Below are 25942 nucleotides of genomic sequence, written 5' to 3'. Positions count from 1 at the left end.
TTCCGTGTATTAATGGTTAAACAGTTTGAGTTTGCTTCTTGTTGAACAACTTCATACTCAGAAAGCCAACAAGGAAAATAACGAGTGTTCCAATAACAATGGTCAGGTTACTATGGAAGGGGCTTCGAAAAGCCAAGAGATCTTCATCATTGAAATAGAGGGGCGACAGGCTCATCCAAACGATGATCAGAACACCCAAAATAACCCCAATGAGTGCGTCAATATTGCGTACTTTTTTCGACATAAATGCCAGTAAAAACAGGCCGAGCATGCCACCACTGAAAATGGAGGCCAATGACCACCAGGCATCCAGAACACTTTCAACACCAACAAGTGTCAAGGAGATAATGATACCAAGACTTCCAAAAACGATCGATGAAATGTAAAGCACAGTCATCGATGACTTCTCGGAGGCTTGCTTGTTGATATAGCGTTGGTAGTAGTCGGATAAAACAATGGTGGCGGTGCTGTTCAAGCTGGTTGATACCGTACTCATTCCAGCCGCAAAAATAGAGGCAATGAGCAAGCCGGTAATCCCGCGTGGAAGACCATTTACAATGAAATAAGGAAATACCTTGTCGCCGGCACTGGGGTCCTGCAGTTCGGCGGGTAACAGGTTGGGCTGGGCGGTATAGTATGAATACAAGGCAGTTCCGATATAGAAGAAGACCAGCGAAACAGGAACATACAGTAAGGCGCCAAATAAAGCCGATGATTGAGCTTTTTTGTTGGAGCTGGTAGTCATGTAGCGCTGAACAAAGTTTTGGTCAATGCCGTAGTTTTGCAGGTTGATAAACAGTCCGTAAATGAGCACAACCCAAAAGGTGGAGTCGGCCAGACTGGAGCCAAAACTGCCCAAACTAAATTTATCGTTGGCCGCAGCAATTTCAAATACCTGTGCCGGCCCTTCCGGCATGGAAAAGGTTAAAACAGCTGCACAAACCAAAGCACCAATAATCAGGATGATTCCCTGAATGGCATCGGTCCAGATCACCGCCTGAATTCCTCCCATCATGGAATAAACCGTAACTGCGATGCCGGTTACAATAATGATGGTTTTGATGTTCCAGCCAAATAAGGCGTTGAGGGGGAGGGCCAGGAGCAGCAGAATGGCCCCGGTTCGCATCATTTGCGTTAAAATGTAACAGGTTGAAGCATAAATGCGGGCCCAGCTTCCAAAGCGCACTTCCAGGTAATTGTAGGCCGAAATGCTACCAAGGCCGCGGTACAGCGGAACAAAAAAGCGTGACGCAAGAATCGCAGCCACCGGGATGGCAAAGCTAAAAACCAAAGCATTCCAGTTGGACATATAAGCTTTGCCGGGCAGTGCCAAAAAACTGATGCTGCTCACAAAAGTGGCAAATATGGACATGCCCACCACCCAGGCCGGCAACTTGCCTCCGCCGGAAGTAAACTGATCCGAGGTTTTGTTTCTCAGGAAGAAGCTGGCTCCAAAAATGACGTTTCCAAGGGTTATAATGATAAAGACGATCAGGTCGATAACCGGTAAGTTCATAAGTCGTTTTTTAGTTTAGTTGGTTTGTACCGTTTAGTTTTTACTGACCATTTCCTGTAGGTTGGCTGCCAACTGCTTTTGTTGTTCGGGGCCAAATTGCCGGAAAGGCATGGCAACAAACCCATTGCAGATTCCCATGATGGAAAGGGCACATTTAATGCTTTTAATGTATTTGGAACTTTCATGCCCGACATTGTAAACCTTGTCTTCAATTTGAATGATTTTTTCGCGGAAAGCAGCAATTGCTCGCGCATCCTTCTTTTTGCTGGCATCATATAAATCAACAAAAAGTTTGGGAAAGAGGTTGGCTCCTCCCGGAACAGCACCATGTCCGCCATTGATCATTGTTTCAGGAATGAATAGTTCAGTTCCTACAATGATAGAAAATTCAGGAGAATCTTTAAACTCTTCAATGAGTGCGTACAGGTAGGCCAAATCGCCTGAACTGTCCTTGATTCCTATAGCTCCCAGCTCTTTGGCTTTTCTTACTGTGTTTAACGACATATGCATTTTAGTACAGGAAGGCATATTGTATAACATAAAAGGTAGCGGAAGTTGTGGAACCAGGTATTCCAGGTAGGCTGCCATCTCTTCCTGCGACATGGGGAGGTAGTAAGGAGCAGAAATAACAAGGGCATCAGCGCCTGCTTCGTGCGCTGTTGCAGCTATTGCCAGCGATCCGGTAATGGAGGTATCCGTAATTCCTACAACTACCGGAATGCGGTTTCTGATTAGCTTACAGGCCTTTTTGATAAAGGTTTTTCTTAGCTCGTAGCTCAGGTTGGGGGCTTCCCCGGTTGTGCCCAAAAGAAACACGCCATGAACACCGCCAGCAATAAGGTGTTCAATCAATTTTTCCAATCCTGCTTCATCCAGTTTGGTATTACTAAGTAAAGGGGTTACAATAGGAGGGATCACTCCGGTTAATGGTAATTTCATCTCAGTATAGTTGTTCGTTTTCATAGGTTGTTGGTGGGATTTACTTGTACTGTTTTTTCGGCATGCATTTGTGTTTATATGCTCGTTTCAAATTGATTGAAAAAGGTGTTCATGCTTCCGTTCAATTAAATTGGATGCTTGTCCCATCTTTACAAAGGAACTGCAATCGGCAACCAATTGCTTAGTGTATCTTGTTCGTTTTGCATTGAATTTTAACCTGAACCTTTCCAATAATTGCCTATATTTGTTAGGAACGGTTAAAAAAGTGTATTATGGAATTTGTCTATGAAAAGATCTTTGTTCCCCACAAACACTCCTTTATCACCCGGCGTCTTCAGATGGATCCCAACTCGGATCAGATGCATTCCCATAAAAATTTTGAGCTGAATTTGATTACAGAAGGGGCAGGCCGACGGATCATCGGGAATCATATTTCGAGTTATACACCTGGTGATTTAGTCTTGCTGGGTCCCAATCTTTCGCATTGCTGGGAGGTATTGGAAACCGAAAAAGGGAAGGAGCCGGAGTGCATTGTAACACACTTTTATGAGAACATCATCAGTTCGGATTTTTTCAATATCCCGGAATTGGAAGAGGTCATTGAATTGCTGAAAAAGGCAGATAGTGGGATTTTATTCAAAGGCCCCAAAACAGAACGGGTAGCGGCAACCTTAAAGCGAATGGTTGACCTGAAAGGGCTGGAGCGCTACATCGGGCTGTTGAAGGTGTTTAATCTTTTGCTGAAGATTGAAGACCGCGAATTTCTGGCTTTGCCGTCCTCACTACCCAGTTCGTATGATAAAGACCGGGACCAGATTAATAAGATCTACGAATATGTTTTTCAGAACATTCAGGAAGGGATAAACCTGAAAGAGGCTTCGAAACTGGTTTTCATGGAGCCCAGTTCGTTTTGCCGTTATTTTAAAAAGAAAACCAATCAAACTTTTATGGAGTATGTGAAAAGTGTGCGGATTGGTATTGCTGCCAAGCTTTTGGCCGAGACGGATAAGCCCATTACCCAGATTTGTTATGAATGTGGCTACAACAACCTGGCAAATTTTAACCACTATTTCAAAGTTATTATGCAAAAAACACCTTCTGAATACCGAAAGGATTTTAAGTAGTTGAGAAGATAGCTTGTCCTGATTGTCTGGCGTATTTAGTGGTATGTGGAGTTATCAGATCAATTGTTGTTGGTAGTTCATGTGAACTAAGACCTTATTTCATTCTGTTAAAAGTATGTCGAAGGCAGGTTTGTTTTTTTACTTAATCCGGCTTAACTTCCTCAAGTTAATATTGTATTGAAAACAGCCAACAAATGTGAGGTTTAGGAACGTAATCTTTTGTTTTTTTGATTGTGCCCGATTTGCTGGCTATTTTTTAAAGTAAAAGAAAACAGTTTAAATTTTTATCGATATGATTTCAGCAAAAGCCATCATTTTTGATATGGATGGGGTATTGGTTGATAGTGAACCGCATCATATCCGGTCAGAAAGACGGATGTTTGAAAAAATGCAAATCCCGATCTCGCAGGAAGAGCATGCTCGTTTTATGGGAACAGCCACCGATGTGATGTGGTCCAGGATAATTGAGAATAAGCAACTTGATCTGGAGTTGGAGGAAATGGTGGCTATGCAAAACCGGGAAACCCATTTATACTTTTCGGGACTGCCATACATGGAACCGATGTCCGGCTTAGTATCGCTTTTAAAACAGATCAAGAAACAAGGAATACCGATGGCTGTAGCTTCGTCCTCCAGCGTGGAAACGATTGATATTGTTATGGACAAATCGGGTTTGCGGAGTTTCTTCGAGCATGTTGTAAGTAGCAGTGTTGTTGGAAAAAGTAAACCGGCGCCTGATGTATTTTTATATGCTGCACAGTTGCTGCAAACAGCACCAGAGGACTGCATGGTGATCGAAGATTCAACAAATGGTGTTCGAGCGGCAAAGGCAGCCGGTATGTATTGTGTGGCTTATGCCGGTGCCAGCAGCGAAGGACAAGATCATTCCTTAGCTGACCGGATTATTTACGATTATGCTGAACTTGAGGAACTCGTGACGACTGTAATCGATGGAGGATCCTAAGCGGTGAATTGACTACCTAACCATAACTAAATGAAACAGCTATTCTCAAATTTTTACTGGATCAACCCGCCTGATGAGTTTTCGATTGAGGAGCAAGAGGTTTGTTGGCACACAAAACCGCAGACTGATTTGTGGCAACGTACGGGTTATGGCTTTCGTCACGATAGTGCTTCGCTTTTCGTAACGGAGGTCACCGGCGACTTTTCATTCCAGTTAAAGACAGCTTATCCTAATGCGGAGTCTTTGTACGATCAGTGTGGGATCGTGATGTATCAAAATAGCGAGCAATGGCTGAAAGCTTCGGTTGAGCTCATTTCCCGGGATCATGCTCATTTGGGAGCCGTATTGACGCAACAGGGGTATTCGGATTGGAGCAGTACCGATATTCCTGCTTCGGTGCGGGAGATGTGGTACCGCTTGAGTCGCCGCGGCAATGATTTTTATCTTGAAAATTCGGAGGATGGAAAGTTGTTCAAACAAATGCGTCTGTTTCATTTTAAGTTGGAAACAACAAAAGCCCGAATTGGAGTTTATGCTTGCAGCCCCACATCCGGAAGTTTTCAAGCTTCCTTTTCAGAATTTGAGCTCGGCCCATGTACCTGGAACCTGAAATAGATCAAACGAATACCTAAACTTCAATACCATGAATCGAACGAACTGGTTAAAAGAAAGAGGCATGATCATTCTTTTAGCATTAATAACAGGTGCTGGACAGCAATTGAAAGCGCAGGACAATTTGTTGTGTCAAGGACGTCATTGGACCGAAGATGAAGGAGCAGAAATGATGGCTGTATTTCAGCAGGAGTGGCATGATCAGGCTTCGTGGGAAAAGCGGGCAAATCGCATTAAGCAAGGACTTATTGAAGGCATGCAGCTGGATCAAATGCCTCCAAGAAGTACGGAGTTTAACGTTCGAATAAGCCATGCACGGAAAATGGATGGCTATTGGGTTGAAAATATTGTACTGGAGAGCTTTCCTGGCTTTTACATTACCGGTAATTTGTACCGACCAGTTGACTTGAATGGAAAATGTGCAGCTATTCTTTGTCCGCATGGACATTTACCTGATAAACGATTAAAAGAGGATGTACAAACCCGGGCGACAGCATTCGCGCGGATGGGTGCGGTGGTGTTTGCTTACGATATGGTTGGTTTTGCCGATTCGAAACAGGTCACACACGATATTCCGATTGCCTTGGTTTTGCAAACATACAATAGCCAGCGAGTGTTGGACTACCTTTTATCGCGAGCGGACGTGGATGCCGAGCGTGTAGGGATAACCGGAGGCTCTGGTGGTGGAACGCAGACTTTTATGTTGACCGCTATTGACGATCGCATAACAGTGGCTGCTCCGGTGGTTCAGGTGTCAGCCCATTTCTTTGGCGGTTGTGTCTGCGAAAGTGGAATGCCGGTACACAAAAGTGCTGATCATCAGACCAACAATGTGGAGATTGCTGCTCTGTGCGCTCCTCGTCCCTTGTTGCTCATCTCCAATGGAGCCGACTGGACCCGAAATACGCCAGCTATTGAATTTCCTTACGTCAAACGTGTTTATGAGGCGTATGGTGTTCCTCATCGGGTGGAGCATGTACACCTGCCGCTCGAGAAACACGACTATGGCCCCTCGAAACGTGCTGCTGCCTATAACTTCTTTGCGCACCACCTTAAGCTGAATTTGAACAAGCTACCCTATAAGAATGGTTTTGATGAACGTTTCGTGCATGTCTTTCAAACCGACGAATTACGGGTTTATTCAGCCGACAATCCATTGCCAGCAAATGCTTTGAAAGGCAATCAAGCTGTGATGGATTACCTGGGAATTTGGGGCACTGATTCGAAATAATGAATCACAAACTAATCAACTAAACGGATTATGGAAAATTCAACGTATTACCTGGGAATTGATATTGGAGGAACCAAATGTGCGGTGGTGGTTGGCAATGCCAAATTTGAAGTGCTGAAGAAGGTGCAGTTTCCAACGCGAACCCAGGAGCGAGGTTATGAGGAAGTACTACAGGAGTTTCATCGTCATATTACGGAACTGTTCTTGATATTCCCGAAAGAACAATTTGAGAGCATTGGAATCAGTTGTGGTGGCCCTTTAGACTCTGTTCAAGGGGTGATTCAATCGCCGCCCAATTTGCCGGGATGGGATGAGGTTCCCATTATCGATTGGTTTCGCAGGCAATATGGTATTCCGACTTCCTTGCAAAATGACGCGAATGCTGGCGCACTGGCTGAGTGGATGATGGGAGCGGGGCAGGAGACACGCAACATGGTGTTTCTGACTTTTGGGACGGGCATGGGTGCAGGCTTAATTTTGAATGGGCAGCTTTACGCCGGAACCAATGACTTGGGAGGTGAAGTGGGGCATATTCGCTTGGCTGATCAAGGCCCTGTCGGATTTGGAAAGGCTGGATCGTTTGAAGGTTTTTGCAGTGGCGGAGGAATTGCCCAGCTGGCTCAAAAGATGGTGCGCGACAGCTGGGAGCAAGGAAACGATGTTGCCTTTTGTCGGAATGAAGAAGAATGGGAAAGTCTAAGTGCTAAAACAGTGGCCCTGGCTGCGGCGGACGGCGATGCTTTGGCGCTGGAAGTTATCCGGATTTCAGGAGAATTCCTGGGGAGAGGATTGGCTGTGTTGGTTGATATTCTGAACCCGGAGTGTATTGTTATTGGAAGCATTTATGCACGAAATGAATCGTTGTTCAAGCCTTTTGTTGATCGAATTTTACAGGAAGAGGCCATCCCCGGAGCTTGGCGTGTTTGCCAGGTGAAGCCTGCCGCCTTGGGTGAAGCTATTGGTGATTTTGCCGCCTTATGTGTGGCCATTTACTCCAACCAGCAAATGTCAGCCGAATGAATGATCATCTTGCCTTAAAAGCGCTGATAAACCGTTATCCGGAGTTGGAATCGCAGGGGCCTGCTATTTCCGAGGCAGCTTCTTTGTTGGTTCACTCTTTTCGAAAAGGCAACAAGCTGTTGTTGTGTGGGAATGGTGGAAGTGCTTCGGATACCAATCATCTGGTTGGAGAATTGGTCAAAAGCTTTGAGGCAAAACGGCCACTTCCGATTTCCTTTCAGCGTAAATTAAAAAGAATGGATGAGGAGCGAGGTGCATTTTTAGCTAAAACGCTGCAGCAAGGCGTGTCAGCCATTTCATTAGCCAGCAACACGGCTTTGTTGACGGCCATTAGCAATGACCTGTCCGGAGACCTGATCTTTGCCCAACAAATTATGGGATACGGACAAGCCAACGATGTGCTGCTGGCGATCAGTAGCTCCGGTAACTCCCAAAATGTGCTTGATGCCTTGCTGGTCGCTCGTGCCAAGTCGTTAAAAACAATTGGACTGACTGGTGAAACAGGGGGCCAAATGGCTGCATATTGCGATGTACTCATTCGCGTTCCTGCCACTTCAACACGCCTGGTGCAGGAATATCACTTGCCTGTTTATCATACCCTTTGTCTGCTCATTGAAAGCGATCTGTTTGGGGCTGAAGTTGGATAGGAGCCCGTTGGTGGAATCCGTAAACCTTAGCGCATAAAAAAAGGCCTTCAAGTGAAGGCCTTTTTTTATATTATAAACGTAGATCTTAGAATCTTCTTTCTTTGATTCTCGCTTTCTTACCAGTACGCTCGCGTTGGTAAAAAATACGTGCACGACGTACGCTACCTTTTTTGTTAATTTCAATGCTCTCAATGAAAGGTGAAGTCATTGGGAAGATACGCTCAACACCAATGTTTCCTGACATTTTACGAACAGTAAATGTTTTGTTTGTTCCACTACCTTTCACCTGAATAACTACACCGCGGAAAGCCTGAATACGCTCTTTACTTCCCTCTTTAATTTTGTAGTTTACAGTGATGGTATCTCCTGCGCCAAATTGTGGCAGGTTGTTCTCAACCTCAAAAGCTTGTTCGGCTACTTTAATTAAATCCATCGTTTCTAAAGTTTAAAGCAATGTTACACATCTTGAGTGTAAGAGATTGCATAATTTGGCGCAAAATTAACAATATTTATTGGCTTACAAAACAATTCAGGCCTTTTTTAATGGGTTGGGCCATCAATTACTTTCAAGTGATCGCCGGTACTTTCGATAATCGCTTTGTACCACCATTCCGGGTATCCCGGGAATTCAGGAGAGGCTGGATCTCCATGCTCATTGCGCAGGAATTCACCATCTTTCTCTTTCTTCACGTTTCCATCCATGTATTTCACAATAAGATAGTGGGATAACTCTTTCCATTCAGCGGTCATGTTGTTGGCTTCGTTGACAGCGTATTGTGTCAGGAACTCGCGCGCCTTCGTTTCTCCTTGTGTATCGTAAAGCAGTTTGGCCGCCTGGTCAATGGCAGGCGTGTAAGCGATAAACTTGCCTTCAATTTCGGCTTGCTTTGCACGGATGTGCTCAATCATGGCATCGTAGCGCAGGTAAGCAAAGTTGGTTACGGTATTGAACACCCAGAAAGCCGATGTTTCAGAATAGTTGAGCATGTCGCCGTTACCTACTGCAAACGTCTCCGGAATTTCAGTAATGCTGGAGTACATGGGCGCGTAGCAGGTGCTGTACGTATCGTCAACGCCAAACCACAGGATTCCTCCGATGGCATCGGGCAACCACGAGCGGCTTTGCGAAACAAACGAGAAAGCCGTTTGCTGGGTTGAAATGGCCCGTTCGTTGCAGTACTCCACCGAGTCTACTTCCCAGGTCAAACCACGCCAGCGGTAGGGCAGTTTATAGGGTCCGGCACCAATGTCCTGTGTCATATCCAGCGGAGTGCCTTCGTAGTGGTCACGCATCATTTCCATGACATCTTTTACCGATAATTTCTGGTCGGGTTTAATCCACAAGGGCATCCGGTTGGTGGCATAGTTGGTTAAAGTATCGTACTCCACCAGTCCTTTGGCATAGTTGGTATATTGCTCCATGCCTTCGGCTACCTTGTTGAATCCGGCCCACACACGGGCTTCGCAAAAGCGGGCTGCGCCGAAGTCAACGGGTGCATACACATCCGAAAAGCTAAAGTCTTTGTTTTTACCGTCGAACCAGCCTTTTTCGCGGGCAAAAGAAATGACATCTTTCGAGTACAGGCAGTTTTGAGGATCATTCAAAGGGAAGGTCGTGATGCGGGCCTGGTTGGCGTGTCCGCTGATGTATCCGTCAGGTACGCGAAGTGCTACCCAAACAGCTCCTTTTTCATTCTTCCCTTTACCAATCATTTCCAGAATCCACACTTCCTCTTTGTCGGCAATTGAAAACGACTCGCCGGAGCTATAATAACCATGTTCTTCCACCAGGTCAGTCATTACCTGAATGGCCTCGCGGGCACTTTTTGAGCGCTGCAGAGCTACATAAATCAAGCTGCCGTAATCCATAATGGCACCATCCTGGCTCGACAGTTCTTTGCGGCCTCCAAAGGTTGTTTCGGCAATGGCTACCTGAAATTCATTCATGTTTCCCACCACACTGTAGGTGTGCGGAACCTGAGGAATAACTCCCAGGAACTTGCCTGTGTCCCACTCGTAAATCTCGCGGGTGGCCCCTTCGGGGTAATCAGTGGCTGGTTGAAAGTACAATTCACCATACAGGTTGTGCGAATCAGCGGCATAGGTTACCATGGTAGACCCGTCCGTTGATGCCCCTTTGGTAATCAGAAAGTTGGTGCATGCCCAGCTGTGTGCCGAGCCTGCAACAATGAGGAAAGCAATTAAACTACTTTTTTTTATCATTTGGTATCAATTTAAATTTTCCTTTTAGGGTTTGAATTCGAATCAGCTAAAAAAGTGAAAAAAAGCCTCATTAAAAAATGAGGAATCTCAAATCGCCCGATTTTTAACGATTTGTTTGAGACTGCCCACCGCAGCCGTTGGGCGACTGGGGTGTTTTTGCGGGCTTAAGGAAGTCTGCCGGAAGTGATAAAAGGCGAATTTGAATCGGGTTTTCTGTGGAATTCTGCAAAAATATCTTCATTTTTATGTAATTAAAGCCTTATGCTGAAGGCCGATCCATTAACCCAGCAATAAACGTTAAACCGATAAGAAGATGAAATACAAAGCTTTTCATAAGATGTCCTACGGCATGTACCTGGTGGCTTCCGAGCTGGATGGCAAAAAATCAGGCTACATTGCCAACACAGCCTTTCAGGTAACCAATTCGCCGGAACAGGTGGCTATTTCGTGCCACAAAAAGAATCAGACCACCGATGTTATTCGCCAGGCCGGTGCTTTTTCCGTGTCTGTTTTGAAGCAAAACCTCGATGTTAAACTGATTGGAAACTTTGGGTTTATGTCGGGACGTGATCTGGATAAATTTCAGGATGTGCAAACACAAACGGCCAAAACCGGCATGCCAATCGTTTTGGATGAGTGTGTGGCCTGGCTGGATTGCGAGGTGCGGCAAACCCTTGATGTGGGATCGCACTGGCTGATCATTGGCGAGGTGGTGGGCAGTGCAGTGGTATTGGATGAGGAGCCTTTAACCTATCAGGTGTACCGCGAGAAATACAAAATGTTCTCACCCAAAAACTCGCCGACCTACATTGAGCAGGAAACGCTGCAGCAGGAGGAAGCCGAAGCGAAAGCGAAAACACCGGAGCCTGACGCGCCTGAGGAAAGTGCCCCTGCCGAGGAGGCTTCAGCCCATGTGTGTGTGATTTGTGGTTACCATTATAACCCGGAGCAGGGAGATCCTACCCGCGGAATTCCGCCCGGAACCCCCTTTGAGGAATTACCCGACGACTACCGGTGTCCGATTTGCAACGCCACCAAAGACTATTTCAAAGAAGTCTAAAAACATGCCGGAGGCACAAGAATCATTATAAGGAATAACAGTTGCCTAAAAGAAAGACTATTAATTTAGCTTGATTTTTTTGTGAAGTTGATCGGCCTATTTTTATCAAAGCCGGAATCAAACTGAAAGCTTAGTGTAAACGAGAAGTTCCGACGAAGGAGGAAATCACTCGTTGAACTTAGCTTTTAGAAAGATGGAGGATGAAGATAAAAATCAGCCTTGAATTTTCTGTTTACTCTTTGTTTCAAGACAAAGAGTAAAATCCGTCTGATAAGACTTTACTGCAAAGTAATTGTCAATATTTGGCGCAATGTGTCATCGATTTCTGAATAAACAGAAAGCCTTATAAATAAAATGCCGGACTGAAAAATCAGCCCGGCATTTTTATATGATCGTTGCTTGTTGCAATTACATGTTGGTATCTTTCAGAATAACGTCGTGTGCGCCACCTTCAACAATACTGGTTGCCGAAACCAGGGTAATCCGGGCTTCTTCTTTCAGTTGCTGAATGGATGTTGATCCACAGCTGCACATGGTCGACTTCATTTTACCCAGGGTAATGTCCAGGTTGTCTTTCAATTTTCCGGCATAAGGAACATAGCTGTCCACACCTTCTTCAAATTTCAGACCGGTGCTGCCACCCATGTCGTAACGTTGCCAGTTGCGGGCACGGTTCGAACCTTCGCCCCAGTATTCTTTCACATAGCGGTTGTTAACCATCAGCTTGCGGGTTGGGCTCTCGTCAAAACGGGCAAAATAGCGGCCCATCATCAAAAAGTCGGCTCCCATAGCCAGTGCCAGTACCATGTGGTAGTCCTGTACAATACCACCATCCGAGCAAATCGGGATGTAAACACCTGTTTTCTCAAAATATTCGTCGCGGGCTGCAGCCACTTCAATGATGGAAGTTGCCTGACCACGTCCAATTCCTTTTTGTTCGCGGGTAATACAAATCGATCCGCCGCCAATACCCACTTTAATGAAGTCGGCTCCGGCTTCGGCCAGGTATAAAAAGCCATCTTTATCGACTACGTTTCCGGCGCCGATTCGCACTTGGCCGTTGTATTCTTTTTTCACGTACTCGATGGTTTCGCGCTGCCAGGCCGAGAAACCGTCCGAAGAGTCGACGCAAAGCACGTCAACACCGGCAGCAACCAGCGCAGGAACACGCTCTTTATAGTCGCGGCTGTTGATTCCGGCTCCTACCATCAGTTTTTTATTCGAGTCCGAAAGCTCATTGGGGTGTTCTTTGTGGCTTTCGTAGTCCTTACGGAACACAAAGTACTGCAGGTTCTGATTTTGATCAATAATGGGCAGGCTGTTCAGTTTGTGATCCCAGATCACATCGTTGGCATCGTTCAGTGTCATGCCCAGCTGGCCGGTAATCAGCTTGTCAAAAGGGGTCATAAATTCTTTGACCTTCTTGTCCAGCGGATCTCTGGTCACGCGGAAATCACGCCCGGTAACAATGCCCAGCAGTTTGCCGTTGGGTGAGCCGTCTTCTGTAACGCCCAGCGTTGAGTGTCCTGTGTTTTCAATTAATTCAATGACATCGGCTAAGGTATGCTCCGGTGTCAGGTTGGAGTCGCTTACCACAAAACCGGCTTTAAATTTCTTCACTTTGCGCACCATTTCAGCTTGCGTGTCAATGGGCTGTGAACCGAAAATAAAAGAAAGTCCGCCATTTCGAGCCAGGGCAATGGCCATGTTGTCATCGGATACCGACTGCATAATGGCCGAAACAAATGGAATGTTTAACTCCATGCTTGGCTTTTCACCTTTCTTAAAACTCACCAAAGGAGCTCTTAAAGAAACATTATCAGGTAAACAGTTTTTGTCGGTCAGTCCGGGAATCAGCAGATATTCACTAAAGGTTCTGGAAACTTCGTTTGAGTACTTGGCCATAATCTGTCAGCTTTTAAATGAAAAATTGCGCAAAACTACAATTAATTTTTGAATGCGTGAGTTTGGTTGGTAAAAATATGGATTTTTCGGGAGATAGCGGGCAAAGGCGGTACCTGAAAAACCATTTTACCGGAATCTACCCGCCGGGCACTCAGAGCCTGCCGGATTGCCGGTCAACGGGAGGGGAGGGTTTCCAAATCGCGACTTTGCCGCTGCACGCTTGCAGGAGCCAAGCCAATGGAGTAAGGGCCTGGCCGCAAGCGTGCGGCAACCCAGCCACCAAAATTTTTCGCTTGTTGCACGGCTGCGGCAAGCGAGTGACGAAAATTTCTTGCCTGTTGCAGCGCTGCAGGAAGCGAGCCACAAAAGTTTTTCCCTTGCTGCAGTACTGCGGCAAGCGAGCCAACAGATTTTCTGGCTTGCCGCACGGCTGCAGGGACGCAAATATCAGGTAGTTACAGCGTCTTGTGGTTCTGTTAAGTGCTGAAAGTCACTGATTCCGGGCAAGTGCCGGCCTGTGTCCTGTATCTTGCTTTCAAAAAGCAAAAGCTGGCAGGCAGGGCACCTACCAATCGGCACCAGTATCAGTTGTTTAGAACGAAAATAAAATAAGTTTACGTGGTTATATCTTTTGTAAAGTTTTGTAAATTGATCAGCGAAACTGAAAAACGAAAACCAATGACTATGTTATCCTACATGCATCAACCACTCCTAAGCAGTCTATTAACCAACAAAAGTACATCCAACTAAAGCGAATATATCCACAAGACTTTGGGGATACATGTGTTAGCAAACATTATAAAAAGACTGCATATAAATTGAAATATTTGAATAATTCATATCAATACTTACCAGAAGAATATCATCTAAAACATGACTATTGTGAATTCGTCGTTTCTCAAATTGAGGATTTAATATTAAACGAAAGATTTATTGAACTAAAATCCAATTCTTTTGAGTTTCCTCCCGACATAATGAAAGAAATAGAAAAAGAAGATATCCACATCTTAGATATTTTAGAAAAACACAATTATTCGGACGTGACTTTCCATATTGTGAAAAAGGCTCTTTTAAACTCATTAATAATGGAGACATGCTACTTTCTTCAAGAAAGTTTGCAATGTTCGTTAAAAATGAGAATGACTGTTTGCTTCACTCTCTTGAGAAAACCATTTTTAGAAATTCTAATTATTTTCATGCGGATTTTAAATGAGGATGATTTCATTACCAATTTCAATGAAAAAGACGGTTTTGACCCAATAAGAACAAGCCCTGAGAAGAAAAAAGAACTTATTGAAAAAACTAATAACCAACTGTTTGACAAATACCCGACTGATGACATTTTTGACTATATTTTTGCTAAAGATTTTGGAGACAGTCTATTTAACGTGACAAATAACTCAATACATCTCTTTACAAATAGAAATCCAGTTTCAGCTACTGAGAAACAAAATTTGAACTTTATATTTAGTCAACAAGAGGAAATAAATTATCAATGGGAATACATATATGATGTTTTACCAATGCTATTAACTTTTATTGCGGACTTGACAGATTTACTCGTTTTAAAATCAACGAGTTTAAAGGAAGATATATTTTTAGACCGAATTAAAGAAAGAGATAAATTAAAAGAAAAAAATAACGTTTGCTAACAAAAGCTATATGCAATGCGGGGTGCAGCAGGTAATTCAACCGTAGTTCGTTGTTGAAACACCGCCAATTTGTCTTTGACGATTTGGCTATAAAAACTAAAATATGAATAAAACGAATTGGCTCAGTGGCAGCCTGACAGCGAAGCGTTTTAAAGTCTCGCACTCCACATAGCCAAACCGTTACCAGCCAGTTTAAGCACGACACCTAAATTTTAGTATTGAATGCGAACTATTAAAGATATGATGAAAGAAATATTGATTGTATTGGGCTCACCCAATTCTCCTTCCGGTGAACTAAGTGATATATCCAAAAGTAGGCTAGATTATTGTGAAGAACTGTATGAAAAAGGGAAATTGATACTGTGCACAGGGGGATGGGGAACACATTTTAACACGTCAAACTATTCTCACGCTAGTTATGCAAAAAAATACCTACTAAGAAAGGACGTCTCAGAAGAGGATTTCTTAGAATTTGCCTTATCCTCAAATACTGTTGATGATGCTGTGAAAATAAAATCAATTTTATCGGATTTTAAGAATACCAACCTGACAATAATTACTTCAGATTACCATGTAGACAGAGTAAAATTGATTTTCAATGAAATTTTAGCCGAGTATAAAATGAAGTTCATTGGAGTAAAAAGCAATCTAACTAAAGAGAAATATGCTCTTTTAATACAACACGAGAAAAAAGCAATAAGCTCTATCCTGGAAAAAGGCTTGTATTATTAGCTCTTTCAGAAGGAAGAAAATAAAAGCCAGCGGGTAATCGATTAGCCTGCCCCGCTAGCATACATTAGCAGGGAGAGGTTCTCACACCATTCAGCGTACGCGAGCTACGCTTCTCTAATAGCCTTACTTTGTAGCCAACCCGGGAAGGTAACATGGTGGAACGTTGGAACAACTTAAAATCAGATACTAATGAGACACTTTATCATCCTGTTCTTTTTTCTGGTTTCATCAGTGGCTTTAGGGCAAAAGCACCTGATCGGAATCCAGGGAGGGTTGAATCTGACTAATTTCAGCTCGAACGAAAGTTTTGAAAATACGACATTCAGGACCGGATGGATAGGCGGGCTAACTTATGACTGGCTGCTGAACGAAAAATACCGGCTTGGCTTGGACATTTTGTATGCTCAGCGAGGCATTAAGGATAAATTTTATCTCATGGATGACAACGGGGTGTATACCGGAGAGATCAAGACCGAAATGAACTACGACTATTTGAGCTTTCCCCTGAAATTAGGCTATGTATTCGGAAATAGCGTACGATTAATTCCGAAAATTGGCATTGTTCCCGCCTTTGTAATGAAGGCCGAAATCACTGTCCCCGCCTTTGATGGCAATGGGGTGATCACAGGGTGGGAGACCGTTGATCACAAGGATTATGTCACTCAGTTTGACTTGGGTTGCATTGGCGAATTGGGTGTTGAAACGGATTTGTCTGAACGCCTTATTCTTTGTTCAAGCTTCAGCTACAAGCACAGTTTCACCACTTTTTCAAATTCCGGCTATTTTGACGGCTACCAACTGAGGCACTATGGGTTTTCAGTTGCCCTTGGAATAAAGTATCGCTTAGACCAATAATATGTATTCAGTTGCCTGACCGGACAACGCGCAGTCATCCGGTCAGGCAGAAATTTGGAGATCGGGAAGGTCTTATTCGTACCAGTTGATTTTACGGGTGAAGAACATGGTGAGTCCTAAAATCAGGAACAGGCCGATGCTTCCGACCAGCAACGCAAACGATTCGAGTTGCAGCAGGATGAAGATGAAGAGAAAAACCAGGGATAAGATTCCGGTTAAGGTCAGGGAACTGAGCCAGGTTTTTAGGAAGGACCGCGAATAGGCAAGCACCATGGCAATAACCGACAAGGCAGAGATCAGGTAGGCCCGGTTAAACCCAACATGCTCGGAGAAGGAAAGCAGCAGCAGGTAGAAAATGAGCAGGGCAAAACCCACCAAAATGTATTGAAAGGGATGAACGCGCTGCTTGGTAATGATTTCATTTAAAAAGAAGGACAGGAAGACGAAAACGATAATCAGGATGCCATATTTGGCGCTTCGCTCGTTTTTCTGGTAGTGGTCGGCCATATCAACCAGGGTGACCCCAAAGTCGCTTGTCTTCAGGTCGTAGGCACTGTCGGTCCAGTGCTGCGGAAAATCACGGTTGTAGTTCAACACCTTCCACTGGGCTGTAAACCCTTTCTCGCTGATGCTGCGTTCGGTTGGTAAAAACAGCCCCTGAAAGCTGGGATCGTTCCAGTTTGAAGCCAAGTTGACAAGGGTTGTTTCGCCCAGTGGCGCAAAGGAAATGGCACTGGAGCCTTTGAGTTGAAGCTGGATGGCAAAGTCAGCCGGCATGTTTTGGATGTCGTTTTGTGGCAGAGTTAGTGAAATGCCATTGTTGCCCAGCAATTGGGTTGTCATGCCGGGGGAGAAGGGGATTGTCCGGTTGTTCCACTTCAGGGTTACCGCCGAACTGATGCCGCGTAGGTCGCCCACAGCCAGCGATACCCGAACCTGATCCCACTTGACATCTTCGGGCTTAATGCCAAAACTTGCCAGATCCGGCTTCTCAAAATGACCGTTGATTTGAAGCTCGCTCTCATAAACAATGCTGTGGTAAATGCTCCGGTTCAATTCTTTGGGAAAAAGTTCGCCCTGAACATGCAGTGTTTTGGGAAGCAGGTGATATTCGTGATGTTCTTCTTTAACCAGTTTTCCGTCCTTATCCATAATCTTTTCGATGTAGGGAATACTGAGAATGGGCCCGCGGACCGTTTGTTCGTAGGACCACGACCGGTGCACTTCCATTTGTGCTGTTTCCGAAGTCATTTTGCGCTCATGAATCACGCCCATAATCATCATTTTCGGAATCAGCAGAATCAAAATGATGAAGCCAATGGTCAGCAGTTTGACACTAAATCTGAAGCTTTTACTTTTTGTTTTTTCTTCCAGGAATTGTTGTGTTTTCATGTTTGAATTGTTTATGGTTTAAAGTACTTTGTATTTCAAAGTGGATGGATAAAAAAAACTACAAGCCTTTAATGATGGCTTCAAGGGCCGCTAAATGTTTTTCGAAGGCTGCTTTTCCGCTTTCCGTAATGGAATACTCCGTGTTGGGCTTGCGGTTGATAAAGCTTTTAGTCACCGAGAGGTAGCCCACCTTTTCGAGGTGTTTTAGGTGACTCGCCAGGTTTCCGTCAGTGGCTTCCAGGGTCTCTTTCAGACTGTTGTAAGAAGTGGATGCATTGACCGAAAGAATGGACATGATGCCTAGCCGCAACTTGTTTTCAAATGCTTTATCCAGATTTTGAATGATGTTTTTCACGCTTGCTCTGTTTTTCTGTCATAGCGAAAATGCATGACTGTTCCATAAATCAGATGAACAAGCCCAAAGCCCAGGGCCCAAAAGATGAGTCCGATGCCGGGAAACAAAGCCGAAAGCAAGCCCAGGCCAATTTCAACGAGCCCCATGTAGAAAATTTCCTGTCGGGTGTATTTGGCGGCATTGACCAAAGCCAAGCCATAAAAAACCAGGTAGAAGGGAGCCACAACCGCGTAAACGCCCCGGTAGGAGAAAATTAGAATCAGGATGCCACCGGTAATCAGCGGAATGGCTAAATTGATGAGCAAGCGCCGCGAGCCGGCAGACCAGAATTTTTGGTTCGTTTTTCTTATTTTGGAGAAAGTAAGCCAAACAACGGTCGACAAGGAAACAAGCAGCAGGCCGGCTGCCAGTAGAAACAATTCCGTTGTTATTTGATTGGCATAAACTTTTCGGTATTCCAGAGGACCGGGCAAGTAAATCATTTTATAGGCCATGAAGGAGCCAATTAGGGCATACACGCCAATGAGAACGCCCGACAATCCGCTTAGCGATAGGAATCGGGTTGACTGTTCCATCATTTTCTTGATCTCTTTGATCTCATCCAGGTAGTGATCGGTCGTTTTCATAGTCTGATTTGAAAGTACTTTGAAATGCAAAGTAAAAGCTTTTTTAGTTTTCTGCAATAGTTTGTTCCCAAAAAATTTCAGATTGACCAAGGAGAAAACAAGCCTTGTACCCGAAGCGTAGCTTGTTGACTGTGTGATTGCAAGTTAAGTGCAAATTACGATTAGTCTTAGGACATAATTTCATATATTGGGGTGATTCTGATGACTTTACCGTCCGAAGACTCCAAGTCCAGGAATTGAAAAATTGGGTTCCTTTCTAAAATTAAGCCAATGAAAAAGGTAATTATACTTCTTTTACTAAGCCCTGTGGTGCTGCTGGTGCTGTTTTTTGGCACCTTGGCCATTGCTTATTCTCCGGTGTATGTGTACCGCCTGGTAAGCATGAATGTTGCTGATGTTTACGACTACCAACATTTTGACAACCGGGTCATTCAAGGGGCTGAAGATGTTTTTCAGTTCCAAAAGCAAATAGATGAAGATTATGTCGAAGGTTTGTTTCACGACCGGGTTGTACGGTCAGGGATGGAAACCTTTGATGAATGGGCTGAAAAATCGCAAACCACCGCCCTGATTTTTATCCGCAGAGATACCATTTTATACGAAAAGTACTTTAACGATTTTTACCGGGAGTCTTATTTTCATTCTCAGTCCATGGCCAAATCGTTTATCTCATTTTTGATAGGAGCAGCCATTGATGATGGTTTTATTGGAGGAATCAATGATCCGATGACCCGCTATATTCCGGAGCTGAAGGAACGGGATCCGGACTTTGAAAAAATTACGATCCGGCATTTGCTCGAAATGCGATCGGGGCTAAAATACAATACGAGCCTGCTACCTGGAATAAATATTCATGCTCCTTGGCACGACGAAGCTGTTGGCTACTACCACCCCAATGTGCGAAAGATATTACTCGAAAAACTAGAAGTTGAATCTGAACCGGGTAAGCTATTTGAATACAACAACTACAATACAAGTTACCTTGGTTTAATCATCGAAAGGGCAACCAACAAAACCGTATCTGCCTACCTGGAGGAGAAGTTATGGGGTAAAATAATGGAATACGATGCTCTTTTTTCCATCGACAGCCAGAAGTCAGGCTTCGAATACATGCCCAGTCGCCTTATTGCGCGGGCTATTGATTATGCACGATTTGGACGTCTCTATTTGCATCATGGAAACTGGAACGGCCGGCAAATCGTTTCGGAAGACTGGGTGGTGGAATCAACCCGTGAGAATAAAAATATTCCTCGGAATAGCTATCCCGACTGGTTTGGTGAAGGGTGTAAACGAACCTATTACAACTTTCAGTGGTGGGGGCATGCCAACTGTGATTCCACCTTTCAATTTGCCGCTTCGGGCAACCTAGGGCAAAACATTTATGTGATTCCCTCACAGGAAGTAATCATCGTTCATTGTGGGAACTCCTTGGAACACTATGGCGACTGGGATTTGTGGCAGATTGCTGAAAAGATTACCAGCCCATCAGAGCCGTAACATGCCTATACGTTCAAAATAAAAAAGCCACTTCCCAATATGAGAAGTGGCTTTTCGTGTTTATTTCAACTTAACTATTTCCTTATACGTCGTAGGTGGTTGAAGCGGTGTCGCCGCCACGACCAGTCCAGTTGGTGTGGAAGAATTCGCCACGTGGCTTGTCGATACGCTCGTAAGTGTGCGCTCCAAAATAGTCGCGTTGTGCTTGCAGCAGGTTGGCAGGCAAGCGCTCGCTGCGGAAGCCGTCAAAATAGCAAAGAGCCGATGTTAATGCAGGAACCGGAATTCCGTACGACAGGGCCGTTGCACAAACCCGACGCCATCCGGCCTGGGCCTTTTCTACTTTTCCTTTGAAATAAGGGTCAAGCAACAAGTTGGCCAGTGTTGGGTTTTTGTCGAATGCTTTTTTGATATCGGCCAAGAAAACCGAACGAATGATACAGCCGCCACGCCACATCAGGGCAATGCCGCCATAATTCAGGTTCCAGTTGTATTCTTTGGCCGCTTCCATCATCAGGTTGTAACCTTGCGCATACGAAATGATTTTGGCTCCAAACAAGGCGTCCTTCAGGTCGTTGATCATTTGGGCTTTGTCGCCTTCAAATTTCACCTTTGGGCCTTCAATGACTTTGGATGCTTCCACGCGTAAATCTTTTTGAGCTGACAAACAACGGGCAAACACCGATTCTCCAATCAAGGTTAACGGAATACCGAGGTCGAGCGCTGAAACGCCAGTCCATTTCCCGGTGCCTTTTTGTCCGGCCGTATCCAGAATTTTCTCTACCAATGCCTCGCCGTCTTCTTTATAACCCAGAATATCGCGGGTAATCTCGATCAGGTAAGAATCCAGGTCACCTTTGTTCCATTCTTTAAATACTTCGTGCATTTCATCGGAACTCATGCCCAGCATTTCTTTCATCAATTGGTAGGCCTCGCAAATGATTTGCATATCGCCGTACTCAATCCCGTTGTGTACCATTTTTACAAAGTGTCCGGCACCATCTTCACCCACCCAGTCGCAACAGGGAGAGCCATCTTCTACCTTGGCAGCAACCGACTGGAAAATGTCTTTGACAGCAGGCCATGCAGCTGGCGATCCGCCCGGCATCATAGAGGGCCCTTTCAGTGCGCCTTCTTCACCACCTGAAACCCCGGTTCCGATGTACAGCAATCCTTTGCTTTCAACGTATTTGGTGCGGCGAATGGTATCGGGGAAGTGTGAGTTTCCACCGTCAATGATGATGTCACCTTCTTCCAAATGAGGAATAATCAGATCGATAAAGTCATCAACCGGTTGTCCGGCTTTAACCAGCATCATTACCTTACGGGGTTTTTCCAGCGAGGCACAAAGCTCTTTGATGGAGTGCGCTCCGATGAAGTTTTTGCCGGCGCCACGTCCCTTGATGAATTTGTCTACTTTCTCAACAGTGCGGTTATAAACGGCTACCGTATAGCCTTTACTTTCCATGTTTAATACCAGGTTTTCGCCCATTACGGCTAACCCAATTAAACCGATGTCTGCTAATTTTGTCATGGTATTGCTCTTTTATTGTTTTTTTTATGTTTGCTAATTCATGTTAATTTTCAATATTGAATCCCAGTTTGCTTAATTTTTCCAGGATTTTTTCATCCACTCCTTCGTGGGTAATGTGAAAGACTGGGTATTCGCGCCGAACGGGATAATCGCCACGGAGTTGTTCAAACAGCTCAGGTTGTGCGCGTAAGCGTTGGTCGTCTTCCCGAATGTCGTAGGTGAATAGCACGGCTTCGCGAATAATAGCCTCTTCTGTGCGATTTAAACCATTCAAATGAATTTTTGTTTGCTCCGGAAGGTCGACTCCCTGCGGTTGCCAGTCATCAATTCCCAGATTGAAGAACCGACTAATGGCTTGGACACTCATGGTTGTTCCGTTTGCTTTTCCGTCTTTGGAATAGCCGGCAATGTGTGGAGTGGCCAAATCAACCAGTTGCAGCAGGTTTCGGTCAATCTGTGGCTCCCGTTCCCAGCAATCCATTACCATGCCCGAAACTTGTCCGCGCTCAATGGCTGTTTCGGCAGCAAAGGTATCGACCACTTCGCCGCGGCAGGTGTTCAGAACAATGGGACATTGCTGCAAGGATTCGAAAAACAGGGTGTCGGCCATGTGAAACGTGGCATCTTCGCCTTGCATGGTTAAAGGGACGTGGAAGGTAATGATATCAGCTTTTGCGATGATGTGCTGAAAACTGACAAACTGTTCGGGGCCTTCTGCTCGCTCGCGTGGCGGGTCGTTCAGCAGCACGTTCATTCCAAGCAGCTCGCAAACACGGGCCACTTTTGAACCCACTTGCCCAACGCCAACAATCCCAATGGTTTTGCCTTTAAGTTCGAAACCTTTCTGCTCTGCCAGAACCAGCAACGCCGAAAGCACATACTGCTCCACTGACTTGCTGTTACACCCCGGCGCGTTGGTCCATTCAATACCTGCTTGCTTGCAATATTCGGTGTCAATATGATCGTAGCCAATGGTGGCCGTGGCAATCATTTTGACCGATGAATTACCAAGCAGGCTTTCGTTGCAAATGGTACGCGTGCGGGTAACAATCGCGTCGGCATCCTGCACAATTTCGGGTGTGGTTTTGGGGCCCGGCAAGTAAATAACATCTCCAAAAGGCTCCAGTGCGCCCTTGATGTAGGGGATTTTATCGTCAATAATAAATTTCATGCTCCTCGTTTGTGCCCGCCAGACTTGGCGGTGGTTATGTTTGTTTCAAATGCCAAAAATAGCCATTATCATAGGGCTTTCGTTGTTTTTTTCAACTTTGTCAGTGATAATAATCCTGAACAATTTGTTCCATCACCCAATTGGTGCGTGCTGCAGAAACTCCGGTGCTTACACATTCGGCCTCCCCCCGCAGGCTTTGTACCACTTGGTCTACCAGGTTATACGAAATATTCTCCGGGTTTTGGAAGCTGAAGCTCAGCGTACCTTTGGCCGTTGTTAGCTTCAGGTCGGTATGCTGAAAACTGGGTAAGTTAATTTTTCCTTTTGTACCAATGATTTCCAAGTCATCTTTTGTAGCGGATTCGTCAGCAACAAAACTCCAAAGTCCGTTTCCTACCACGCCGCTTTCCATCGCAAAACTGGCAACAACCGTATCTTCAGCCCGATACAAGCCGCCCCGGTTAACAGCTGTACCGGCTACCCGGGTGATTGGGCCAAACAAAAAATCAAGGTAGTCGAGCTGATGCGAAGCCAGATCGAAAAAATAGCCGGCCCCCGCAGCTTTAGGATCCACCCGCCAATTGTCATTCGATGTGTTCTTATCCTGTTCTGAAGCGCCCTTAACCAGCGTAATGCTCACGCTAATTGGCTTGCCAATGACGCCACTTTCCACCAGTTCCTTCATTTTTAAAAATGCAGGGAGAGTGCGGCGGTAGTAGGCAACAAACAGTGGCATGCCGGTTTCTTTGGAGACTGCAATCATCTTTTGACACTCGGCATGATTTAGAGCCATCGGTTTTTCGACATACACCGGTTTGCCGGCACGCATGGCCTGAATGGCGTATTGGGCGTGTGTGTCGGGTGGGGTAGCGATGTAAATGGCATTCACCTCCGGATCATTAATCAAATCATCCGCCTGGTGGTACCATTTCGGAACGCCGTGCCGCCTGGCATAATCGGCTGCTTTTTCTTTGTTGCGCCGCATAACTGCAACCAAGCTGGAATGCTCTGCTTTTTGAAAAGCCGGTCCGCTTTTTACTTCCGTCACATTGCCACAGCCAATTATGCCCCATTTTATCTGATTAAGCTTCATAAATCAAGTTGTTAAATGCCAGCCTTTTTGAATGTTGAAGGCTATTCCCATTCTTAATACTTAAACCGGTCTTTAAAGGCCCACAAGCCAATGGCCGGATTGGAAATATAGAAAATTTCTTCTCCATCGGGCAAGGTATTGTAACCATCTTTCAGCGTTTCGGGATTGTAGCGTGCTGTAACTTCATCGATGTCAGCATAGTTGAAGCCAACACTTTCAATCTCTTCTTTGGTCAGGTTCCCGGGCTTTTTGCCCGGGCAATACGTAATGCTGAAACGGCCTTCGGAAGAACCGTGAATCAGGTGAGCCGCTGCACTCAGGTTGTTGCGAAGTTCTTCGTTTTCATCGCAGGCTTTTAAGGTAGCCGGTGTGCCAAAGTAACCGTACTTCCGAATCAGGCGATCAATTTCCTTGTCCTCGCCAAACTCTTTCAGTGCCGGCGCCAGCACGATAAGCTCGCCATCGTCGTCAATAGCCATGCGGGTACGGTACACCGATTTGTTGCCCAGCCAGGTTGACTTAAATTCTGTGGGATCGAGCCAGACGACCACTTTCTTCAAAGGCTTGTCCAGCATCTCAAAGTTGACTTGAAGCGAAAGCTTGGCCGCTTTGTCAAACACCTCATAGTCATCACCAATAAATAAACCACGGGTTTTCACTTTGCCATCGGTTTTGTCCAGACCAACCACGGTTTGTACGTAGAGTAGCGGCAGGTGATTGGTGAAGTTATCCGAGGCGTAATTAAAGATTTTGCGTACCGGTGTGTCGGCATGTCCCATCATGCGCTCCATGCCGTATGCGGCCCCTACAAAATGACTTTTATTGATTCCTTCAACGCCACCCGTGCCCACAAACACATTTTTGTTGTAATTGGCCATGCCAACCACCTCGTGCGGAACAACCTGCCCGATGGATAGAATCAAATCGAAATTTCCGGAAAGCAAAAGTTTGTTGACTTGTGCAGGCCATGGAAAGTCGACTGCTCCTTCCGATACTTCCTTTACAAATTCAGCCGGAACCTCGCCTACATTCACCACATCATTCCGCCAGTCGTGCTCGCGAATGAGTGATTTGGGCAAGCTGCCAAACATGTGCGCAATTTGCTCATCGGTCATTGGCGAGTGGGTGCCTAAGGCCGGAAGCACATCCGTGAGCTTATCGCCATAGTACTGCCAGGCAAATTCGGTTAGTTCTCCCGAACGACTGGGTAAGCGTGTATAATCCGGAGGAATAGCTAGCACCTTGTTAATTCCGCTAAGCTTGTCCAATGCCGTGTAAAGCCCTTTTTTTAGGTCTTCCGCGGTCAATTCATGTTCTGTTGAACCTATTTCGTAATATAACATCTTCTTTATTTACAATTTAGCTATTTGTAATTTACTATTTCTGATCCAGCTGGTTCAGCTTTTCCCCTGGTTCATTTTTTGCTTCATGGTTTTAATCGAACTCACGATTATTTTTAAAAGCTCTTGATTTTCTTTTATTAAGTCATCAAGTAAGGCAGGCTTAAGCAATCCTGCCTCAATAATCAGTTCCAACCAATAAAGCGTTTCATCAAGCTCTTCTTCGACTATTTTCAATTTATTCAGAAAATCTCTATCAGATTTCCGCAGACAAGCAGACCGATAGTTTGCGCCAGGCGATGTTCCTGAACTAATAATCTGTTTCGCAATCGTTTGCCCTGTTAAGTCATGTGGCAGCCGATCAGAGAGTTTAATTATTCTCAATGCAAAAACTTTGAACCGCTTTTTTAGTTCTTCTGAGTTCATGCTTGTAATCTGTAAATAGTAATTGGCT

Annotated in this window: 24 protein-coding genes; 11 read left to right on the top strand and 13 right to left on the bottom strand. The window is 45.1% G+C overall.

Annotated features, from left to right (window positions below):
* Positions 1 to 16 precede the first annotated feature (16 nt).
* Entirely contained in the window at positions 17 to 1516 is a 1500-nt protein-coding gene (locus ACRD6K_RS03750) for a sodium:solute symporter family protein (protein ID WP_430972133.1), read from the bottom strand.
* Positions 1517 to 1549: 33 nt separating this feature from the next.
* Positions 1550 to 2479 carry a dihydrodipicolinate synthase family protein gene (locus tag ACRD6K_RS03745; RefSeq protein ID WP_430972132.1) on the bottom strand — a complete coding sequence of 310 codons (930 nt, stop codon included), beginning with the start codon at positions 2477 to 2479 and terminating at the stop codon, positions 1550 to 1552.
* A gap of 248 nt (positions 2480 to 2727) precedes the next feature.
* Between ACRD6K_RS03745 and ACRD6K_RS03740 the strand changes: the two genes are divergently transcribed.
* The 6 genes from ACRD6K_RS03740 (at position 2728) to ACRD6K_RS03715 (ending at position 8053) form a co-directional block, all read left to right on the top strand.
* Positions 2728 to 3579 carry an AraC family transcriptional regulator gene (locus ACRD6K_RS03740; RefSeq protein ID WP_299582883.1) on the top strand — a complete coding sequence of 284 codons (852 nt, stop codon included), beginning with the start codon at positions 2728 to 2730 and terminating at the stop codon, positions 3577 to 3579.
* Positions 3580 to 3871: 292 nt separating this feature from the next.
* On the top strand, positions 3872 to 4543 hold the full coding sequence (locus ACRD6K_RS03735) for an HAD family hydrolase (protein ID WP_430972131.1): 672 nt from the start codon (positions 3872 to 3874) through the stop codon (positions 4541 to 4543).
* A 30-nt stretch (positions 4544 to 4573) separates the two neighbouring features.
* On the top strand, positions 4574 to 5158 hold the full coding sequence (locus ACRD6K_RS03730) for a DUF1349 domain-containing protein (RefSeq protein WP_133466251.1): 585 nt from the start codon (positions 4574 to 4576) through the stop codon (positions 5156 to 5158).
* Positions 5159 to 5186: 28 nt separating this feature from the next.
* On the top strand, positions 5187 to 6386 hold the full coding sequence (locus ACRD6K_RS03725) for an alpha/beta hydrolase (RefSeq protein WP_430972130.1): 1200 nt from the start codon (positions 5187 to 5189) through the stop codon (positions 6384 to 6386).
* Between the two features lie 30 nt (positions 6387 to 6416).
* Complete coding sequence (locus ACRD6K_RS03720) at positions 6417 to 7406, top strand: ROK family protein (protein ID WP_430972129.1); 990 nt, start codon at positions 6417 to 6419, stop codon at positions 7404 to 7406.
* Positions 7403 to 8053, top strand: a complete 651-nt coding sequence (locus ACRD6K_RS03715; protein WP_430972128.1) for a D-sedoheptulose-7-phosphate isomerase — start codon at positions 7403 to 7405, stop codon at positions 8051 to 8053. Before ACRD6K_RS03720 ends, ACRD6K_RS03715 begins: the two co-directional genes overlap by 4 nt.
* Positions 8054 to 8138: 85 nt before the next feature.
* Here the strand turns inward: ACRD6K_RS03715 and rplS are convergent, their stop codons facing one another.
* Both rplS and ACRD6K_RS03705 read right to left on the bottom strand, forming a co-directional pair.
* A complete protein-coding gene (rplS, locus tag ACRD6K_RS03710) occupies positions 8139 to 8486 on the bottom strand; it encodes a 50S ribosomal protein L19 (RefSeq protein ID WP_299582861.1) in 348 nt (115 codons plus the stop codon).
* A 107-nt stretch (positions 8487 to 8593) separates the two neighbouring features.
* On the bottom strand, positions 8594 to 10276 hold the full coding sequence (locus ACRD6K_RS03705) for a dipeptidase (RefSeq protein WP_430972127.1): 1683 nt from the start codon (positions 10274 to 10276) through the stop codon (positions 8594 to 8596).
* Between the two features lie 313 nt (positions 10277 to 10589).
* On the opposite strand from ACRD6K_RS03705, the gene ACRD6K_RS03700 reads away from it, so the two are divergent.
* Positions 10590 to 11336 (top strand): flavin reductase, encoded by a 747-nt coding sequence (locus tag ACRD6K_RS03700; RefSeq protein WP_430972126.1) that lies wholly within the window; start codon positions 10590 to 10592, stop codon positions 11334 to 11336.
* Positions 11337 to 11744: 408 nt separating this feature from the next.
* Here the strand turns inward: ACRD6K_RS03700 and ACRD6K_RS03695 are convergent, their stop codons facing one another.
* The gene (locus ACRD6K_RS03695) at positions 11745 to 13241 is read right to left on the bottom strand and encodes an IMP dehydrogenase (protein ID WP_299582855.1); all 1497 of its coding nucleotides are present in this window, start codon (positions 13239 to 13241) and stop codon (positions 11745 to 11747) included.
* Between the two features lie 827 nt (positions 13242 to 14068).
* Between ACRD6K_RS03695 and ACRD6K_RS03690 the strand changes: the two genes are divergently transcribed.
* The 3 genes from ACRD6K_RS03690 (at position 14069) to ACRD6K_RS03680 (ending at position 16480) form a co-directional block, all read left to right on the top strand.
* Positions 14069 to 14893, top strand: a complete 825-nt coding sequence (locus ACRD6K_RS03690) for a hypothetical protein (RefSeq protein WP_430972125.1) — start codon at positions 14069 to 14071, stop codon at positions 14891 to 14893.
* Between the two features lie 240 nt (positions 14894 to 15133).
* The gene (locus ACRD6K_RS03685; RefSeq protein WP_430972124.1) at positions 15134 to 15625 is read left to right on the top strand and encodes a YdcF family protein; all 492 of its coding nucleotides are present in this window, start codon (positions 15134 to 15136) and stop codon (positions 15623 to 15625) included.
* A 189-nt stretch (positions 15626 to 15814) separates the two neighbouring features.
* On the top strand, positions 15815 to 16480 hold the full coding sequence (locus ACRD6K_RS03680) for an outer membrane beta-barrel protein (RefSeq protein ID WP_430972123.1): 666 nt from the start codon (positions 15815 to 15817) through the stop codon (positions 16478 to 16480).
* A 72-nt stretch (positions 16481 to 16552) separates the two neighbouring features.
* On the opposite strand, the gene creD is transcribed toward ACRD6K_RS03680, so the two are convergent.
* From creD to ACRD6K_RS03665, 3 genes are read right to left on the bottom strand one after another with little or no spacing between them, the layout of a single operon-like run.
* On the bottom strand, positions 16553 to 17872 hold the full coding sequence (gene creD, locus ACRD6K_RS03675) for a cell envelope integrity protein CreD (RefSeq protein ID WP_430972122.1): 1320 nt from the start codon (positions 17870 to 17872) through the stop codon (positions 16553 to 16555).
* A gap of 58 nt (positions 17873 to 17930) precedes the next feature.
* Positions 17931 to 18227, bottom strand: coding sequence for a winged helix-turn-helix domain-containing protein (locus ACRD6K_RS03670; RefSeq protein ID WP_430972121.1), 297 nt, complete (start codon positions 18225 to 18227; stop codon positions 17931 to 17933).
* Entirely contained in the window at positions 18224 to 18853 is a 630-nt protein-coding gene (locus tag ACRD6K_RS03665) for a hypothetical protein (RefSeq protein WP_430972120.1), read from the bottom strand. Before ACRD6K_RS03665 ends, ACRD6K_RS03670 begins: the two co-directional genes overlap by 4 nt.
* A 270-nt stretch (positions 18854 to 19123) precedes the next feature.
* Between ACRD6K_RS03665 and ACRD6K_RS03660 the strand changes: the two genes are divergently transcribed.
* Entirely contained in the window at positions 19124 to 20350 is a 1227-nt protein-coding gene (locus ACRD6K_RS03660; protein ID WP_430972119.1) for a serine hydrolase domain-containing protein, read from the top strand.
* 82 nt (positions 20351 to 20432) lie between these two features.
* On the opposite strand, the gene gnd is transcribed toward ACRD6K_RS03660, so the two are convergent.
* The 5 genes from gnd to ACRD6K_RS03635 form a co-directional block, all read right to left on the bottom strand.
* Complete coding sequence (gnd, locus tag ACRD6K_RS03655; RefSeq protein ID WP_430972118.1) at positions 20433 to 21884, bottom strand: decarboxylating NADP(+)-dependent phosphogluconate dehydrogenase; 1452 nt, start codon at positions 21882 to 21884, stop codon at positions 20433 to 20435.
* A gap of 43 nt (positions 21885 to 21927) precedes the next feature.
* Positions 21928 to 23055: a 4-phosphoerythronate dehydrogenase PdxB gene (gene pdxB / locus ACRD6K_RS03650; protein ID WP_430972117.1), complete on the bottom strand. Its 1128-nt coding sequence runs from the start codon at positions 23053 to 23055 to the stop codon at positions 21928 to 21930.
* A 100-nt stretch (positions 23056 to 23155) separates the two neighbouring features.
* Positions 23156 to 24148 (bottom strand): Gfo/Idh/MocA family protein, encoded by a 993-nt coding sequence (locus ACRD6K_RS03645; protein ID WP_430972116.1) that lies wholly within the window; start codon positions 24146 to 24148, stop codon positions 23156 to 23158.
* A 53-nt stretch (positions 24149 to 24201) separates the two neighbouring features.
* Entirely contained in the window at positions 24202 to 25491 is a 1290-nt protein-coding gene (locus ACRD6K_RS03640; protein WP_430972115.1) for a nickel-dependent putative hexonate epimerase, read from the bottom strand.
* A gap of 54 nt (positions 25492 to 25545) precedes the next feature.
* The gene (locus ACRD6K_RS03635; protein WP_430972114.1) at positions 25546 to 25914 is read right to left on the bottom strand and encodes a four helix bundle protein; all 369 of its coding nucleotides are present in this window, start codon (positions 25912 to 25914) and stop codon (positions 25546 to 25548) included.
* Positions 25915 to 25942 lie beyond the last annotated feature (28 nt).

Origin of the sequence: Sunxiuqinia rutila (assembly GCF_050589705.1) — a bacterium.
Lineage (GTDB): Bacteria > Bacteroidota > Bacteroidia > Bacteroidales > Prolixibacteraceae > Sunxiuqinia > Sunxiuqinia rutila.
Note: the sequence above shows the minus strand (reverse complement) of the source record. Positions and strands in the feature narration are given on the sequence as shown.

Bases quoted from the DNA above. Each gene is read 5' to 3' on its own strand.
- ACRD6K_RS03730 (WP_133466251.1), top strand. From the start codon at position 4,574: ATGAAACAGCTATTCTCAAATTTTTACTGGATCAACCCGCCTGATGAG.
- ACRD6K_RS03705 (WP_430972127.1), bottom strand. From the start codon at position 10,276: ATGATAAAAAAAAGTAGTTTAATTGCTTTCCTCATTGTTGCAGGCTCG.
- ACRD6K_RS03660 (WP_430972119.1), top strand. From the start codon at position 19,124: ATGAAAAAGGTAATTATACTTCTTTTACTAAGCCCTGTGGTGCTGCTG.
- gnd (WP_430972118.1), bottom strand. From the start codon at position 21,884: ATGACAAAATTAGCAGACATCGGTTTAATTGGGTTAGCCGTAATGGGC.
- ACRD6K_RS03745 (WP_430972132.1), bottom strand. From the start codon at position 2,479: ATGAAAACGAACAACTATACTGAGATGAAATTACCATTAACCGGAGTG.
- ACRD6K_RS03685 (WP_430972124.1), top strand. From the start codon at position 15,134: ATGATGAAAGAAATATTGATTGTATTGGGCTCACCCAATTCTCCTTCC.
- ACRD6K_RS03645 (WP_430972116.1), bottom strand. From the start codon at position 24,148: ATGAAGCTTAATCAGATAAAATGGGGCATAATTGGCTGTGGCAATGTG.
- ACRD6K_RS03695 (WP_299582855.1), bottom strand. From the start codon at position 13,241: ATGGCCAAGTACTCAAACGAAGTTTCCAGAACCTTTAGTGAATATCTG.
- ACRD6K_RS03665 (WP_430972120.1), bottom strand. From the start codon at position 18,853: ATGAAAACGACCGATCACTACCTGGATGAGATCAAAGAGATCAAGAAA.
- creD (WP_430972122.1), bottom strand. From the start codon at position 17,872: ATGAAAACACAACAATTCCTGGAAGAAAAAACAAAAAGTAAAAGCTTC.
- ACRD6K_RS03715 (WP_430972128.1), top strand. From the start codon at position 7,403: ATGAATGATCATCTTGCCTTAAAAGCGCTGATAAACCGTTATCCGGAG.
- ACRD6K_RS03680 (WP_430972123.1), top strand. From the start codon at position 15,815: ATGAGACACTTTATCATCCTGTTCTTTTTTCTGGTTTCATCAGTGGCT.
- ACRD6K_RS03640 (WP_430972115.1), bottom strand. From the start codon at position 25,491: ATGTTATATTACGAAATAGGTTCAACAGAACATGAATTGACCGCGGAA.
- pdxB (WP_430972117.1), bottom strand. From the start codon at position 23,055: ATGAAATTTATTATTGACGATAAAATCCCCTACATCAAGGGCGCACTG.
- ACRD6K_RS03700 (WP_430972126.1), top strand. From the start codon at position 10,590: ATGAAATACAAAGCTTTTCATAAGATGTCCTACGGCATGTACCTGGTG.
- ACRD6K_RS03635 (WP_430972114.1), bottom strand. From the start codon at position 25,914: ATGAACTCAGAAGAACTAAAAAAGCGGTTCAAAGTTTTTGCATTGAGA.
- ACRD6K_RS03735 (WP_430972131.1), top strand. From the start codon at position 3,872: ATGATTTCAGCAAAAGCCATCATTTTTGATATGGATGGGGTATTGGTT.
- ACRD6K_RS03725 (WP_430972130.1), top strand. From the start codon at position 5,187: ATGAATCGAACGAACTGGTTAAAAGAAAGAGGCATGATCATTCTTTTA.
- ACRD6K_RS03720 (WP_430972129.1), top strand. From the start codon at position 6,417: ATGGAAAATTCAACGTATTACCTGGGAATTGATATTGGAGGAACCAAA.
- rplS (WP_299582861.1), bottom strand. From the start codon at position 8,486: ATGGATTTAATTAAAGTAGCCGAACAAGCTTTTGAGGTTGAGAACAAC.
- ACRD6K_RS03750 (WP_430972133.1), bottom strand. From the start codon at position 1,516: ATGAACTTACCGGTTATCGACCTGATCGTCTTTATCATTATAACCCTT.
- ACRD6K_RS03740 (WP_299582883.1), top strand. From the start codon at position 2,728: ATGGAATTTGTCTATGAAAAGATCTTTGTTCCCCACAAACACTCCTTT.